We start from the raw sequence: 14,353 nt of genomic DNA on the forward strand, positions 1-14,353 counted from the left end.
TCCGGGGTCCTGGCAGGCACGATGCCGGGCCGATCGCAGTGACGGCAAGCACACCACCCGCCGCTACGGCACCGTCCGCGGCCGCGTCTGGCACCGTCTGCACCCCCGCGTGTGGCGACGCTCCGCCTGGAGCAACCATCAGGGCCAACTCCCAACCATCGAGGGGACTTTGATCCGCCTCGACGTCGACCACCTGCCCTCCGGCGGCACCCCGAAGCCGGTCTGGCTGTGGTTCTCCGATCCCACACCCTCCGTCGCGGACACCGACACCGCCTGGCACGCGTTCCTGCGGCGTTTCGACCTGGAGCACACCTTCCGCTTCCTCAAGCAGACCCTGGGCCGGACCCGTTCCCGCCTGCGCGAACCCGCTGCGGCCGACCGCTGGACCCACCAGGTCCTGGCCGCCCACACCCAGCTCCGCCTCGCCAGAACCCTGTTCTCCGACCTTCGCCGACCTTGGGAGCGACCCCAGCCCTCCGAACGCCTCACCCCCGCCCGGGTCCGGCGAGGGTTCCGCAACATCCGCTTTGGACGACTGCACCGCGTCGGCCGGATGGAGCAGACGGTCACCCAGCTCTCGCCGGCCTGAGCCCTTGGCTGCGTGCGCGGCTTGCTGGAACACGAAGTCGGGCATGCCCCACGTGGCCGCGGCGTGGTGCGCTGCGGCTTCCGCGCCGGGGCCGGGGTCGATGTGGGAGGGCAGCGGCAGAGCGGGCGGTATGCGGCGCAGGTGAGGCCCCTGGGGCGTGTCGACGACGAGGGTGAGGCTGTTGGGGTCGTCGTGTTCCACGAAGCGGTACAGGGTCGATGTCGGCTGTTCGATCACAAGTGTTCATCAGACCTGCTGGTTGGCGTTCTGCGTGCCGGTTTTCGGTCCGACGTTCGGTCAGCGCAGCAGGTCGGTGATCTCGGTGACGGCCTGGCGGGCGGTGCGGCCCACGCCGATGAGGGTGGCGGAGGCGGGGCCGGTCCAGTCGCCGTAGCCGAGGAGGTGGACGCGCGGCTCGGAGGTGGCTCGGGTGCCGGTGGTGGTGATCCGGCCGCGTGCCTCGGTGCGCAGGCCGAGTGGGGCGAGGTGGGCGAGGGCGGGGCGGAAGCCGGTGCACCAGATGATCGCGTCCGCGGGCCAGACCTCTCCGTCCAGCCAGTACGGGCCGGTGGAGGTGAGGGCGGTGAACATGCGGTGGTCGGTGAGGAGTCCGGCGTTGCGGGCGGCGCGCACGGGTGGGGTGGCGACGATGTCGCCGAGGTCGGAGATGCGCGGGCCGCCGTCCTGGACGCGGCGGGTGGCGATCTCGAAGAGGGCGCGGCCGTCGATCTCGTCGGGCAGGAGGCGGGCGGGGCGGCGGGTGACCCAGCGGACGGCGGCCGCGGCCCCGGTGAGGTCGGCGGCGATCTGCGCGCCGGAGTTGCCGCCGCCGACCACGACGATGCGTTGGCCGGTGAAGTCGGAGGCCCGATGGTAGCCGGTGGTGTGGAGCTGGCGGCCGGTGAACACCTCGCGGCCCGGGACGGCGGGGACGAAGGGGCGGGTCCAGGATCCGGTGGCGCTGATCAGCGCGCGGGTGTGCCAGGTGCCGTCGTCGGTGTGCACGAGTAGGCCCCCATCGCCGGCTTCCGTCACCGAGGTGACGGAGACCGGGCGGTGAACGGGGAGTTCGTACCGCTTCTCGTACTCGGCCAGGTACTCGGTGACGTGCTCGGCGTCCGGCCACTCCGTTCCGGCCTGGCCCGGCATCGGGCGGCCGGGCAGCGACGAGTACGCGGCCGGGGAGAACAGGCGAAGGCTCTCCCAGTAGTGCTGCCACGCGCCGCCCGGCGCCTCGGAGGCGTCGAGGATGGCGAAGTCGAGTCCGGCGCGCCGCAGGTAGTAGCCGGCGGCGAGCCCGGCCTGGCCGCCGCCGACCACCACCACGTCGGTCGTCTCCGTCACGAAGGGATCCCCGCGCCGGATTCCACGGGTGCCGCGCAGGGCGGGCACAGGATCTGGCGGGCGACCGTCTTGCCGGCCGGACCGAGAGCCGGCCCGCGCCGCACCGCCGTCGCCTCGGTGCGGGCGTGGTCGGCGCAGACGCCGGCGCCGCAGCCGCGACAGACTCCGACGGCGGTGCTGGTCGTGTCTGCCGAACGGCACTCCAGGCAGTGCATGGGGGTCAGGACTCCTTCGCCGCGGTGGTGACGGCAGTGGGGGCGAATCGCTTGCGCCAGGCCAGGGAGACGTAGACGAGGGCGATGAGGACGGGCACCTCGATGAGGGGGCCGACGACGCCGGACAGGGCCTGGCCGGAGGTGACGCCGAAGGTGGCGATGGCCACGGCGATGGCGAGTTCGAAGTTGTTGCCGGCGGCGGTGAAGGCCAGGGTGGCCGTCCGGTCGTAGGCCAGGCCGAGGGCCTTGCCGAGCGCGAAGGTGCCGAACCACATGATCGCGAAGTAGGCCAGCAGCGGCAGGGCGATGCGGGCGACGTCCAGCGGCTGTGAGGTGATGGTCTTCCCCTGGAGGGCGAAGAGGATCACGATCGTGAACAGCAGGCCGTACAGGGCCCAGGGGCCGATCTTCGGCAGGAATGTGTGCTCGTAGGTCTCGCGGCCGAGCTTCTTCTCGCCGAGGCGGCGGGTGAGGAAGCCGGCGAGGAGCGGGATGCCGAGGAAGACCAGGACGTTGACGACGATCTTGGCGACGGAGAAGTGCAGGCCGTCCTGTTCGAGGCCGAGCCAGCCGGGCAGGACGTCGAGGTAGAACCAGCCGAGCACGCCGAACATGGCGACCTGAAAGACCGAGTTGAGCGCGACGAGGACGGCGGCGGCCTCGCGGTCGCCCCAGGCGAGGTCGTTCCAGATGATCACCATGGCGATGCAGCGGGCCAGGCCGACGATGATCAGGCCGGTGCGGTACTCGGGGAGGTCGGGCAGCAGGAGCCAGGCCAGGGCGAACATGACGGCGGGGCCGAGCACCCAGTTGATCACCAGGGAGGAGGCCATGAGCTTGCGGTCGCCGGTGACGGTGTGCAGGCGGTCGTAGCGGACCTTGGCGAGCACGGGGTACATCATGACCAGCAGGCCGAGGCCGATGGGCAGCGAGACGCCGCCGACCTCGACCTTGGCGAGGGCGTCGTTCAGGCCGGGGATCAGGCGGCCGAGTCCGAGTCCGAGGCCCATGGCGAGCAGGATCCAGACCGCGAGGAAGCGGTCCAGGAAGGAGAGCCTGCCGACCGGTCCGGCCTCGGGGTGGTCCGGGGGAGCGGTGGTCTTGGTGGCCGTCACGGGCAGGCCCTTTTCGTGTCGGCGCACGCGGTGGCGCGGGCGGTGGCGGCGAGGTCGCCGAGGAGGCCGGCGAGGCCGTCCAGGGCGTCCGCGCGGAGCTTGTAGTAGGTGAAGCGGCCGCAGGGCTCGGTGTCGACCAGTCCGGCTTCGCGGAGGATCCTGAGGTGGTTGGACAGGTTGGTCTGCCGGGCGCCGGTCTCCTCGACCAGGTGGCTGGTGCAGAGGGCCTCGCGGGCGAGCAGGGTGAGGATCCGCATCCTCAGTGGGTCGGCCACGGCCTTCAGCACGTCCACCAGGCTAGTTGTATCACTCTCTACTGACATCACCATGTAGTGATACGTTAGTCGATGTCGGCGGCACTTCCAAGCCCACCGTCGAGTTCACGGGTCGAACCGCCCGTAGGTGCCGCAGCCGCAAGGGTGTGGCGCCGCTGGGGGTCGAGGCTGGGCATCTTGCGCATTCGGCGCGTGGCCGGCTGCCGCAGTAGCCCAGGGCTGGACGCGGGGGAGCTCGCCGGGCCGGGGTGCCGTGATGAACCGGCCGGTGCGGGTGGGTGTCGACGATGGCGCCGTCGTGTGGGCGGCAGGGCAGGCCGGCCTCCGCCGCAGGAGGGGGTGGCGTGTCGGTTGGGGCTCTTGAGTGCCCGCTGCAGCCCTGGATGCTGCGCCGACGGTGCTGCTGCCGCCCGAAAGCCGACCGTGTGCGCCCTCTCAAGGGTGGGTGTCACCTATGCCGGGCCGGCTTTCGAGGCCGGCACTACGAAGACTCCCTGTGCCGCGCCGCCTCCGCGGGAGGGTGTCGGTCCATCGAGTACCGGCCCGGGGTGGGGTCAGTCGTGGGCGCGGCTCAGGATCCAGACGCCGTAGGTGTCGTTCGCGGGGTGTAGTTGGTAGGTGCCGGCCCGCAGGTCGACGCGCAGTCCGGCGGCGGTCAGGTCCGCCTCGAACTCCGCCGCGGTGTAGTTCCTGGCGTGCGGCGGCGGGTCTTGGAGGTGGAATCCGACCAGGATGCGGCCGTTCTCGCCGAGTACGTCGCGCATCGCGCGCAGCGCCCCGCGTTCGGTGCCCTCGGCGAGGTAGACGATGACGTTGCCGACGCAGACCACCAGGTCGAACGGGCCGTCGTCGGGGCCGAGTTCGAGGATGTCACGTTCCTCGATCGGCAGTCCGGGGTAGGTCTCCCGGGCCTGCCGGACCAGGCCCTCGTCGGGTTCGATCGCGACCACGTCGTGCCCCCGCCGCCGGAGCGCGGCGGCCACCCGGCCCATTCCGGCGCCGGCGTCGAGCACCCGGGCGCCGCGCGGCAGGAGCGTGTCGGCGAGCCTGGCCTCGCCGTCGACGTCCTCGCCGGCGGCGATCAGCTCGGCGAACCGCTTGCCGAAGCCTCCGCTGCTTCCCGCTTCCTGCCAGCGGGTTCGCCGCGTCGTCATCGGTAGGGGCTCTCCGTGTGGCAGCGTGATCCTGTCCATGTCCCGAATCCTAAGACGGTGCCGTCGACGCGGGTCATGGCGCCTGGGGCGCCTGCCACGGGCCCTGGAGCGTGCGGCCCCGGTTGCTGACCGGTGGCCTGTGGCGCACGCTCCCGATCTGTTGAACGGAGTGCCTGCGATGGAGGAAAGCGCGACCCCGCCGACCGTCTACCAGGTCCACGGCCACACCGCCCCCGGAGGCGATGCCCGGGTTCGGGCGGCCACGCAGACCATCCCCGTCGACGGCTGCTGGGGGAGCGCCCCGAGCGGCGCACCGGGCCCAGCCGACCTGCTCCACCAGAACCTGCGCCGGTTCGGCACCGTCTACAACACCCTGGCCGCCGTGTGCGACGTCGACGGCACCGTCGTACCCGTCGCCCCGCCCGCTGGGTGAACACGCGCCCGGGCGGTCTGGGCGGCCCACTGCCTGGTGGTCTCCTGCTTCGGCGTCGACCTGCCCTCGGAGGACTCGCCATGGCGGGTGGTGGCCTCGATCCGTGAGGATGCCTGTCGTGACCACCGACGCGGACCTCGCGCTACAGCGTTCGACGCGCTCGATGCCCCTAGTCTTCGGGGCCGGCACCGCCATCGGCGTGCTGGGCGGGAAGATCGGCCTGGGTGGCGCGGAGTTCCGCCTGCCGCTGCTGATCGGCCTGTTCGGGTTCGCCGCGCTCTCGGCGGTCATCCTGAACAAGGCGATGAGCCTGGTCGTCGTGCTGACCGCCCTGCCCGCCCGGCTCGCCGCAGTGCCGGCCTCGCAGCTGGCCGCGCACTGGCCGGTCGCGGTCAACCTGCTCGCCGGGAGCCTGCTGGGCGCCTGGGCCGGGGCAGGCTGGGCGGTGCGGATGCGCAGCGCCACCCTCTACAGGGTGCTGGCCGCCCTGATGGTGCTCATGGCCGCCGCCCTGCTGGTCACGCACGCCGCCACCCTGGGCGCGCTCGACCTTCCGCCGTGGGTCCGGGTGCCCGGCGGGGTCGTGGCCGGGTTCGGCATCGGGGTGGTCGCGGCGATCATGGGGCTGGCTGGCGGCGAGCTGCTGATCCCGACGATCGTGCTGCTGTTCGCGCTCGACATCAAGACCGCCGGGAGCCTGTCCCTGCTGGTGTCGCTGCCGACCATGCTGGTGGCCTTCGCCCGATACAGCCGCGACGGCAGCTTCGCCGTCCTCGGCGCCAATCTGCGCTTCACCGCCGTGATGGCCGCGGGCTCCGTCGCCGGCGCGGTGCTGGGCGGCCTGCTCCTGGGGGTGTTCCCCGACCTGGTCCTCATCCCCGCGCTGGGGGTGATCCTGCTCGTCTCCGCCGTCAAGCTCGCCCGGCACCACTGAGTCCGGGTGGCCGGTGCGTGTGCGGCTGGATGGGGGAACCCGAGGCCATCCGGGGCTTCGGGCGAGGGCGCTGCTCTCGTCATTCACATCACTGTCGACTGACATCACCATGTAGTGATACGTTTGTCGGCGTCGGCAGCCGTTCCGAGCAGACCGCCGAGTCCAGCAGCGCAATCGGTCTGCGGACACCGCAACTGCCGCAAGGCCGTGCCGCGGGTGCGACCGTCCCCGCCCGGTCGTGTCGTACGGCACCCCCGTCTTCGAGGAAGAGCGAGATGACCACCTCCGCCGTAGCCTCCGTGCTGTTCGTCTGCGTCCACAACGCCGGCCGCTCCCAGATGGCCGCCGGATTCCTGGCCCACCTCGCGGGCGACCGCGTCGAGGTCCGCTCCGCCGGCTCCATGCCGGGTGACCAGGTCAACCCGTCCGCCGTCGCCGCCATGGCCGAGGTGGGCATCGACATCTCGGACCAGAAGCCGAAGATCCTCACGACCGAGGCCGTCCAGGCATCCGACTACGTGATCACGATGGGCTGCGGCGACGCCTGCCCGTACTTCCCCGGCAAGAAGTACCTCGACTGGAAGCTGGACGACCCGGCCGGCCAGGGCGTCGAAGCCGTCCGCCCCATCCGCAATGAGATCAAGACCCTCATCGAGAACCTGATCGCCGAGATCGACGCCAAGTTGGAGGGCTGACCACATGAGCGACGTCCGTAACGTGATCATCATCGGTTCCGGCCCGGCCGGGTACACGGCCGCTCTCTACACGGCCCGTGCCTCCCTCAAGCCGCTGGTCTTCGAGGGGGCCGTCACCGCCGGTGGTGCGCTGATGAACACCACCGAGGTCGAGAACTTCCCGGGCTTCCGGGACGGCATCATGGGCCCCGAGCTGATGGACAACATGCGGGCCCAGGCCGAACGCTTCGGCGCCGAGCTGATCCCCGACGACATCGTCGCGGTCGACCTCACCGGTGACATCAAGACCGTCACCGACTCCGAAGGCAACGTCCACAGGGCCCGCGCCGTGATCGTCACCACCGGCTCCCAGCACCGCAAGCTCGGCCTGCCGAACGAGGACGAGCTCTCCGGCCGCGGCGTCTCCTGGTGCGCCACCTGCGACGGCTTCTTCTTCCGCGACCAGGACATCGCAGTGGTCGGCGGCGGCGACACCGCCCTGGAGGAGGCGACCTTCCTCTCCCGCTTCGCCAAGAGCGTCACGATCATCCACCGCCGGGACACCCTGCGCGCCTCCAAGGCGATGCAGGAGCGCGCCTTCGCCGACCCGAAGATCCGCTTCGAGTGGGACAGCGCGGTCGAGGCCATCCACGGCGACCCGAAGCTGAGCGGCGTCACCCTGCGCACGGTGACGAAGGACGGGGGCACCACCGGCGAGACCCGCGAGCTGGCCGTCACCGGCCTGTTCATCGCGATCGGCCACGACCCGCGCACCGAGCTCTTCAAGGGCCAGCTGGACCTGGACGCCGAGGGCTACCTCAAGGTCGAGGCCCCCTCCGCCCGGACCAACATCCCGGGCGTCTTCGCCGCCGGCGACGTCGTGGACCACACCTACCGCCAGGCCATCACCGCCGCCGGCACCGGCTGCTCGGCCGCCCTGGACGCCGAGCGCTACCTGGCCGCGCTGGAGGACGTGAGCAGCAGTGAACTCGACGAGGCAGTCGGGGAGTTCGAGCCGGCCATCTGACGGCTGCCGCTCCTCCTGCTCGGCCCGGGCGGGCAGCCGCCCGGGCCGCCGACAGGCTTGCGGAGCCACTCATGGCCGGTGCCGCCGTCACCATCATCGACGAGACCTCCGCCGCCAACGTCCTGGGCAGCGACAAGCACGTGCTGGTCGACCTCTGGGCCGCCTGATGCGGGCCTTGCCGTCAGATCACCCGGGTTCTGGAGTAGATCGAGATGCGAAGTGCGGAGACAAGCCCACCATCGCCAAGGTCGACGCCGACGCAAACCCGAAAGCACGCTCAACTCCCGGTGTGCTGTCACTGTCAACCCTGCTCGTCTTCCAGGGCGGGTAGACCGTCAAGATCATCAGTGCTGCCCGCCCCAAGGCTGCTCTCGTCGCCGAGTCGGCCGAGCTCATCTGACTGCCGTAGCCGAGCATGATCCCGGACTGCACGCCCACGCGGCCGTTGCCGGAAGTACTGCTCGGGCTGGGCCCTGACAACACGGTGATTCTGGTTTGCATCCGGTCATGCACGAGGCGTCCAGCTGACGGCAAGGCGCCACTCAGGTACCGGGAGGTCCCCGTGGTACTGGTCGCCCACCCACCTGAGGAGTTCTTCCGGTGGGGCCCACCTGTCCCGCACGGTGGAGTGGAGAGTGCGCTCAAGTTCCGGCGTGAATGCCTCTTCGGTGACGGCCTCGGCAGCGCTGTTGAGGAGCAGCAGTTCGGTCTGAGCCACCATGAGTACGTACTGGGCGTCGAGGTAGTAGCTCCGGCACCGGTAAACCTGTTCGTTGCTTTCTTCCAGTGTCAGACCGTGGTCGACCTCTAGGCGGTACATGACGGATTGCGCGAGGAGTTCGGGCTCGGCCGTGGGGATGAACCCGAAGGCCCCGTTGGGAAGCTTCTTATGGGCGCCCCGCAGCGCATCGCTGACGTGTTCGTTGTTCTTCTCCCAAGCCACCAGGGAGAATCGATGGGCGGTGTCCGGGCGCTTGCGTCGGGTCCGTGTGGTCACAGCGAGTCCGGACCATTTCGTCCGCTCGCCCATGAGGCTGGTGTCCCGTCGGCATGTCAGGCACTGTGGCGAGGACCAGGCGACCACTGCCAGCGACCGTCCTTCGGCAGCCGCCGAAGGGGCCGCGCCAGGGCATCCGCCGGTTCTCGCGGCGGCACCCGACGACTACCTCCCGGGCTCCGTGAGTACTCCGGTCTGTTCCGATGGACCGTCAGAAAACTCAGCATTGGGTCAGCGTCAGTCCTGTCAGGCGCTGTCGCGGATGGCCGAACGATGTCACGCGTCGAGTGCGGAAGCGAGTGCCGACAGGGGCACTTCTGGGTGAGCGCAGGGGGACTCCGGCTCGGGGTGCGGCGGGCCCGGCCGCCGCACCCCCGATTTGCAAACTCCCAGGTCAGCGCACGTTTCCCCGCGGCTTGAGGGGGATTCCCGGGAGCTCCGGGGCGGGCAGGCGGTCGCCCGGGTAGCCCTCGACGGCGCCGAAGCGGTCGGGGTTCGCGGAGCTCATCCACTCCTCGCGGGCTCGGGTAATGTCTTCGTGAGACCGCCCGATGAAGTTCCACCACATGACGATCCGCTCCTCGAACGGGGTGCCGCCGAGCAGGACCAGCCGGGCGTCGGTCGCCGCGGTGTTGGTGAGGGTGAGGGTGTGGCGGCCGGGGGCGACGTAGCCGAGGTCGGCGGGGTGCAGCGGGGTGTCGAGGAGGCGGATCTCGCCGCTGTCGACCAGCAGGCCGTGTTCGAAGGCGGGGTCGACGTCGAGGGTGACGGTGGTGTGCGGGCGCACGGTCAGTTCGGCGCCGAGCAGCGGGGTGAAGGTGGGGACGGGGGAGGTGTCGCCGGCGAGGGAGCCGAGGAACACCCGTGCCTCGCCGCCGTCGAGGGCGACCGGGGCGGGCACGTGGTGGTGGAAGTCGCGTCCGGTGTGGCGGTGCTCCTCGGGCAGGGCGACCCACAGCTGCACGCCGTGCAGGACGGTGGTGGCCGGGGTGGAGACCTCGGAGTGGGCGATGCCGCGGCCGGAGGTCATGAGGTTGACCTCGCCCGGGCGGACGTACGCGTGCACGCCGAGGCTGTCCCGGTGCTCGATCTCGCCGGTGAACAGCCAGCTCACGGTCTGCAGCCCGGTGTGCGGGTGCGGGGCGACGTCCATGCCGCCGGTGGTCGCGACGTCGTCGGGTCCGTAGTGGTCGACGAAGCACCAGGCGCCGATCGTGGTGCGGGAGCGCTGCGGCAGGGTGCGGCGTACGGTCATCGCGCGCGGGCCGCCGAGCGGTACGTCCCGGGCGGGCAGGACCTCCACCCGCGGGTCGGCGGCGGGGGTCCCGGCGCGGTCGGTCTGGACGCGGTCGGTCTCGGCGGTGCTCACGGGTGGGTCCCTCCCGGGTGTCAGTTAGTTCTATATTCAACTATCATGCCATGGCAGAGTGGCGGACGACAGTTGCGATCAGCCTAAGGAGTCCAGGTGAGTGATGTGACGGTGGTCCCGACGGACCGGCGGGTGTTCATCGACAAGGAGAGCCCCCAGGCGTACCGGGCGATGCTGGCGGCCGCCGAGGCGGCGCGCGAGGTCGCGGCCGCGGCGGGGCTGGACCGTCGGCTGATCGAACTGGTCAACCTCCGGGTGTCGCAGATCAACGGCTGCGCCTACTGTCTGCACGTGCACACCAGGGCCGCGATCCGCGAGGGCGAGAGCGCCCAGCGCCTGGGCGTGCTCGCCGCCTGGCGCGACACCGAGGTGTTCAGCGACCGCGAGCGGGCCGCGCTCGGGCTGGCCGAGGCGACCACCGCCCCGGCGGACGCGGCGCTCCAGGAGGCCGCGTACGGCGTGGCGCGCCAGGTGCTGAGCGACGAGGAGATCTCCGCGGCGGTCTGGGTGGCCATCGCCATCAACGCCTTCAACCGGGTGTCCATCCTGAGCAAGCACCCGGTCCGCCCGGCCGCGGCCCGGTAGCCGCGCGCGCCGGGGGGTCTCCACCCTCCACCGACGGGCCTCCGCCGTCCGGTGGAGGCCCTCCGTTGGCCGGTGTACGACCGACTCCTCCCGGCGGGGGATGACGGACCGTCAGCGATGCGGCGAGGCTGGGCGGCGAGGGCGAGGAACTGCTCGCCGACGGCGAAGGTGGGGTCGCATGGCACGTCGTACGCTTTCCGCGCTGGTGGGGGCGGTCTGTCTGGCGCTGGCCGGGCCGGTCGTCTCGGCCGGCGCCGTCGAGCCCGCGGGCGGGCAGCCGGGCGCCGGTGACCCGAGGGCGGCCGCCCTGCGGGCGGTGACGGGCGCCGGTGCGGTCGGGGCGATCGCGGAGGTCAGGGACGGCAACGGGGTCTGGCGCGGGGCGTCCGGCGTCTCCGACCTGGCCACCGGCGCACCGGTCCGCGCGGACGGGCGGTTCCGGGTCGGCAGCGTCACCAAGGTGTTCACCGCCACCACGGTGCTCCAGCTGGTCGGGGAGCGGCGGATCGGCCTGGACGACCCGGTCGAGCGGTACCTGCCCGGGCTGGTCCCGAACGGCGACCGGATCACCGTCCGCCGGCTGCTCAACCACAGCTCCGGCCTCTGGGACTCCACCAACGAGAAGGGCGGGGTGTTCCCCGACCGGACGGACCCGGCGGGCATCCGTGACTGGCTGGACCACGGCGGCCTGACGCGGCACATCACCCCGGCCCAGGTGGTCGCCTCCTCGGTGGCGCACCCGCCGGCCTTCCCGCCGGGCACCCGCTTCGGCTACTCCAACGTCAACTACACCCTGCTCGGCATGATCATCGAGAAGGTGACCGGGCACGGCTACGCCCAGGAGGTCACCGCGCGCATCCTGCGCCCGCTCGGCCTCACCGGTACGTACTTCCCGGGCACGGCCACCGGCATTCGGGGCCCGCACGCGCACGGCTACTGGACGCTGCCCGGAGGCCCCGGCCCGCAGGACCGCGGCGACCGGGACGTCACGGTCGCGAGCCTCACCTGGGCGAACTCGGCCGGTGAGCTGATCTCCACCCTGGGTGACCTGAACCGCTTCCATCGGGCCCTCCTGGACGGCCGGCTGCTGCCGCCGGCGCTGCTCGAGGAGATGACCACGACCACCCCGATCGTGGTCGACGGCGGACCGTCCTCGCTGGGCTACGGGCTCGGGCTGGCCCGCTGGGAGCTCTCCTGCGGTCCGGTCTACGGGCACGACGGCTCGGTGCCCGGCTACAGCACCCAGCTGTGGAGCTCGGGCGACCGGCAGGTGTCGCTGTCCGTCACCCCGCGCGGCGACGAGGCGCAGTTCGTCGCGCAGCTGCAGGCGGAGGGCGGCTTCCTGGAGCAGGCGTTCTGCGGCACCGGGCGGCGGGGGAGCGGCGCGGAGGCGGCGGGGGTGGCGGGGGTGGCGCAGGGGCCGACCGCCGTGGCGCCGAAGCTGGGCTGACCGCCCGCCGTTCCCGCGGCTCCGAAGAGGACGAGTGCCCGGGGGAAAACGGGTGGCGTCGGCGTGGCCGGGTGGTGAGACTGCACCGGTGAACGCCTTGCCGCTGCTGCCCGTACCGGACCCGCGCGCCCACTTCGTCGCCCCCGACTACGCGGGCATGGACGCCCTGGTCGCCGACCTGGCCCTGCCGGCCGGGGCGTTCAGCTCCGTGATGAGCGCGTTGGAGACCTCCCGGGAGCTCATCCGGCACTCGTACTTCCGCTACGAGTTCGCCACCGTCGCCGTCACGCACGCGCTCTTCGCCCTGGAGCAGGTCCTCGCCGAGCGGCTGGCCGTCGCCGGGCCGCTCCCGGAGCTGATCGAACGGGCCGTCGCCGAGGGGCTCCTCGGGGACGGCCCGGCCGCCGAACTCGGCCACGGCGTGCGGCTGCGCGACCGGCTCGCGCGGGGCGCGGCGACGAGTGCCGATGTGGGTCCGGAGCGGGCCGCCGGGCTGACCCTCGCCGTCTTCGCCGCCGTTACCGCGCTGCTCCGCCCGGTTGCGGCGGTGCGCCACCTCCCGCCCGCGTCCTGAGTCCGGCGTCCTGAGCCCCGCGAGCGGTTACGGGCCGGAGTTCCACCCGGTGGCCAGGGTGCGTACGGTGATCCACACACCATCGGAGAGGGGCTGGGGTCATGGCGGGAACGGAAGAGGGGCCGGAGACGGTGCTGACCACCGAACGGCTGGTGGTGCGGCAGTGGACCATGGCGGACCAGGACCGCGCCTTCGACATCTACTCCCGGTCGGAGGTCGCCCGGTGGATCGGCCGGACTCCGCGCGCCATGACCGGGCCCGAGGAGGCCCGGGCCTTCGTCGAGCGCTGTCGGAAGCGCTCCGTCGATCCGCGCTACGGCGCCTGGGCGATCGAACGGCGTGACACCGGGGTCGTCGCCGGTACCGTCCTGCTGGTGCCGCTGCCGGACGGCGACGGGGAGATCGAGGTCGGCTGGCACCTCCATCCCGACAGCTGGGGGCAGGGCATCGCCACCGAGGCCGCCCGGGCCGTCCTGGCCAAGGGATTCGCCGACGGCCTGACCGAGATCCGGGCCGTGCTGGCCCCGGACAACGCTCGGTCGGCGGCGGTGTGCCGGCGCCTGGGGATGACCAGCACCGGGCTGACCGACCGGTGGTACGGCCGGGAGTTGGCGGAGTTCCGCATCACCGCCGACCAGGCGGCAGGCATGGGGGACGTGGGTGCGATGACGGATCCGACGGATGTGACGCTCAACCTCTGGCGTCGGCCGCTCGACGAGGTACCGGCCGAGGTGTGGGACCGCACCGAGCTGACGGTGCTCATCCTCGCCGAGACCGGGATCAGTGAACTTCCCTCCGGCATCGGCCGGTTGACCGCGCTGCGGACCATCGACCTGGGGCACAACAGGCTCGCCGAACTGCCCGTCGAACTCTTCGACCTCACCGGGCTCGGGGACTTCCTCTACCTGCACGACAACGCGCTGACCGTCCTGCCCGAGGAGCTCGGCCGGCTCACCGCGCTGCGCTACCTCAACGTGGGTGAGAACCGGCTCGCCGAACTCCCCGCCGCCATCGGCGGGTTGGCCTCGCTGGTCGAGCTGCGCGCGCAGCACAACCGGCTCACCGCCCTGCCGGAGTCGATCGGCGAACTCCGCTCACTGCGTGAACTCTGGCTGCGCGGAAACGAGTTGACCGGCCTGCCGGAATCGGTCGGGCAGCTCGGCGAGTTGCGCGAGCTGGAGCTCCGGGAGAACGCGCTCGCCGAGGTCCCCGCCGTGCTCGCGGGGCTTCCCCAGCTGCGCCGCCTCGACCTGCGCGGCAACCGGATCACCGAGCTGCCCGACTGGTTGGCCGATCGGGGCGCGTTGCCCGCGCTGGAGAAGCTGGACCTGCGGTGGAACGACGCGCGGCCGTCGGCCCGGCTGGTGGCGGAGCTGGCCGCGCGCGGGTGCGTCACGCTCTTCTGAGCCGGGCGGCCTTCCGGGCCCGGGCGGCGCCGTCCGTAAAAGACCGGCACCCACCGGCGCGGAGCTGCTACCGTGGAACGCATGAAGCGCGCTGCACTCGTCACGACGACGCCGGAGAGAGTCCCGGCGCGCTGACTGCTGACCTAGTCCGAAGCCCCGGGGCGAGTGCCCCGGGGCTTCGCCGTTCCCGGACCCACTCGCCCGCAGACCCG

At 71.8% G+C, this 14,353-nt stretch carries 15 protein-coding genes and 1 pseudogene; 9 read left to right on the forward strand and 7 right to left on the reverse strand.

Annotation, left to right across the window (positions count from 1 at the left end):
- Nucleotides 1–55 precede the first annotated feature (55 nt).
- Nucleotides 56–526: pseudogene (locus tag ACWDBE_RS00425) on the forward strand (NF041680 family putative transposase); the annotation flags it as partial.
- Between the two features lie 360 nt (nucleotides 527–886).
- Here ACWDBE_RS00425 and ACWDBE_RS00430 read toward each other — a convergent pair.
- The 5 genes from ACWDBE_RS00430 to ACWDBE_RS00450 form a co-directional block, all read right to left on the reverse strand.
- A complete protein-coding gene (locus tag ACWDBE_RS00430; protein WP_449806639.1) occupies nucleotides 887–1,933 on the reverse strand; it encodes an ArsO family NAD(P)H-dependent flavin-containing monooxygenase in 1,047 nt (348 codons plus the stop codon).
- Nucleotides 1,930–2,148, reverse strand: a complete 219-nt coding sequence (locus ACWDBE_RS00435) for a DUF2180 family protein (RefSeq protein ID WP_449806640.1) — start codon at nucleotides 2,146–2,148, stop codon at nucleotides 1,930–1,932. Before ACWDBE_RS00435 ends, ACWDBE_RS00430 begins: the two co-directional genes overlap by 4 nt.
- Nucleotides 2,149–2,153: 5 nt before the next feature.
- On the reverse strand, nucleotides 2,154–3,269 hold the full coding sequence (gene arsB / locus ACWDBE_RS00440; RefSeq protein WP_449806978.1) for an ACR3 family arsenite efflux transporter: 1,116 nt from the start codon (nucleotides 3,267–3,269) through the stop codon (nucleotides 2,154–2,156).
- Entirely contained in the window at nucleotides 3,260–3,592 is a 333-nt protein-coding gene (locus tag ACWDBE_RS00445) for an ArsR/SmtB family transcription factor (protein WP_449806641.1), read from the reverse strand. The genes arsB and ACWDBE_RS00445 overlap by 10 nt, the downstream gene beginning before the upstream one ends.
- A 500-nt stretch (nucleotides 3,593–4,092) precedes the next feature.
- Nucleotides 4,093–4,692, reverse strand: a complete 600-nt coding sequence (locus ACWDBE_RS00450; protein ID WP_449806642.1) for a class I SAM-dependent methyltransferase — start codon at nucleotides 4,690–4,692, stop codon at nucleotides 4,093–4,095.
- A 178-nt stretch (nucleotides 4,693–4,870) separates the two neighbouring features.
- Here ACWDBE_RS00450 and ACWDBE_RS00455 point away from each other — a divergent pair, with 178 nt between their 5' ends.
- From ACWDBE_RS00455 to trxB, 4 genes are all read left to right on the forward strand, one after another.
- Nucleotides 4,871–5,125, forward strand: coding sequence for a hypothetical protein (locus ACWDBE_RS00455; protein WP_449806643.1), 255 nt, complete (start codon nucleotides 4,871–4,873; stop codon nucleotides 5,123–5,125).
- 118 nt (nucleotides 5,126–5,243) lie between these two features.
- A complete protein-coding gene (locus ACWDBE_RS00460; RefSeq protein WP_449806644.1) occupies nucleotides 5,244–6,059 on the forward strand; it encodes a sulfite exporter TauE/SafE family protein in 816 nt (271 codons plus the stop codon).
- 275 nt (nucleotides 6,060–6,334) lie between these two features.
- A complete protein-coding gene (locus ACWDBE_RS00465; RefSeq protein ID WP_449806645.1) occupies nucleotides 6,335–6,754 on the forward strand; it encodes an arsenate reductase ArsC in 420 nt (139 codons plus the stop codon).
- 4 nt (nucleotides 6,755–6,758) lie between these two features.
- The gene (gene trxB, locus ACWDBE_RS00470; protein ID WP_449806646.1) at nucleotides 6,759–7,760 is read left to right on the forward strand and encodes a thioredoxin-disulfide reductase; all 1,002 of its coding nucleotides are present in this window, start codon (nucleotides 6,759–6,761) and stop codon (nucleotides 7,758–7,760) included.
- Nucleotides 7,761–8,265: 505 nt separating this feature from the next.
- Here trxB and ACWDBE_RS00475 read toward each other — a convergent pair.
- Together ACWDBE_RS00475 and ACWDBE_RS00480 are read right to left on the reverse strand one after the other, a co-directional pair.
- On the reverse strand, nucleotides 8,266–8,703 hold the full coding sequence (locus ACWDBE_RS00475; RefSeq protein WP_449806647.1) for a hypothetical protein: 438 nt from the start codon (nucleotides 8,701–8,703) through the stop codon (nucleotides 8,266–8,268).
- Between the two features lie 448 nt (nucleotides 8,704–9,151).
- Nucleotides 9,152–10,126 (reverse strand): pirin family protein, encoded by a 975-nt coding sequence (locus ACWDBE_RS00480; RefSeq protein WP_449806648.1) that lies wholly within the window; start codon nucleotides 10,124–10,126, stop codon nucleotides 9,152–9,154.
- A gap of 96 nt (nucleotides 10,127–10,222) precedes the next feature.
- Here ACWDBE_RS00480 and ACWDBE_RS00485 point away from each other — a divergent pair, with 96 nt between their 5' ends.
- The 4 genes from ACWDBE_RS00485 (at nucleotide 10,223) to ACWDBE_RS00500 (ending at nucleotide 14,141) form a co-directional block, all read left to right on the forward strand.
- On the forward strand, nucleotides 10,223–10,711 hold the full coding sequence (locus ACWDBE_RS00485) for a carboxymuconolactone decarboxylase family protein (protein WP_449806649.1): 489 nt from the start codon (nucleotides 10,223–10,225) through the stop codon (nucleotides 10,709–10,711).
- A 178-nt stretch (nucleotides 10,712–10,889) separates the two neighbouring features.
- A complete protein-coding gene (locus ACWDBE_RS00490) occupies nucleotides 10,890–12,161 on the forward strand; it encodes a serine hydrolase domain-containing protein (RefSeq protein ID WP_449806650.1) in 1,272 nt (423 codons plus the stop codon).
- Nucleotides 12,162–12,249: 88 nt separating this feature from the next.
- On the forward strand, nucleotides 12,250–12,735 hold the full coding sequence (locus tag ACWDBE_RS00495) for a hypothetical protein (protein ID WP_449806651.1): 486 nt from the start codon (nucleotides 12,250–12,252) through the stop codon (nucleotides 12,733–12,735).
- 101 nt (nucleotides 12,736–12,836) lie between these two features.
- On the forward strand, nucleotides 12,837–14,141 hold the full coding sequence (locus ACWDBE_RS00500; protein WP_449806652.1) for a GNAT family N-acetyltransferase: 1,305 nt from the start codon (nucleotides 12,837–12,839) through the stop codon (nucleotides 14,139–14,141).
- Nucleotides 14,142–14,353: the final 212 nt, after the last annotated feature.

It is taken from the genome of Kitasatospora sp. NPDC001132, from assembly GCF_053598415.1.

Excerpts from the sequence above, each read along its gene's own strand:
- ACWDBE_RS00435 (WP_449806640.1), bottom strand. The coding sequence starts at position 2,148 with ATGCACTGCCTGGAGTGCCGTTCGGCAGACACGACCAGCACCGCCGTC.
- ACWDBE_RS00445 (WP_449806641.1), bottom strand. The coding sequence starts at position 3,592 with ATGGTGATGTCAGTAGAGAGTGATACAACTAGCCTGGTGGACGTGCTG.
- ACWDBE_RS00450 (WP_449806642.1), bottom strand. The coding sequence starts at position 4,692 with ATGACGACGCGGCGAACCCGCTGGCAGGAAGCGGGAAGCAGCGGAGGC.
- ACWDBE_RS00455 (WP_449806643.1), top strand. The coding sequence starts at position 4,871 with ATGGAGGAAAGCGCGACCCCGCCGACCGTCTACCAGGTCCACGGCCAC.
- ACWDBE_RS00465 (WP_449806645.1), top strand. The coding sequence starts at position 6,335 with ATGACCACCTCCGCCGTAGCCTCCGTGCTGTTCGTCTGCGTCCACAAC.
- trxB (WP_449806646.1), top strand. The coding sequence starts at position 6,759 with ATGAGCGACGTCCGTAACGTGATCATCATCGGTTCCGGCCCGGCCGGG.
- ACWDBE_RS00490 (WP_449806650.1), top strand. The coding sequence starts at position 10,890 with ATGGCACGTCGTACGCTTTCCGCGCTGGTGGGGGCGGTCTGTCTGGCG.
- ACWDBE_RS00500 (WP_449806652.1), top strand. The coding sequence starts at position 12,837 with ATGGCGGGAACGGAAGAGGGGCCGGAGACGGTGCTGACCACCGAACGG.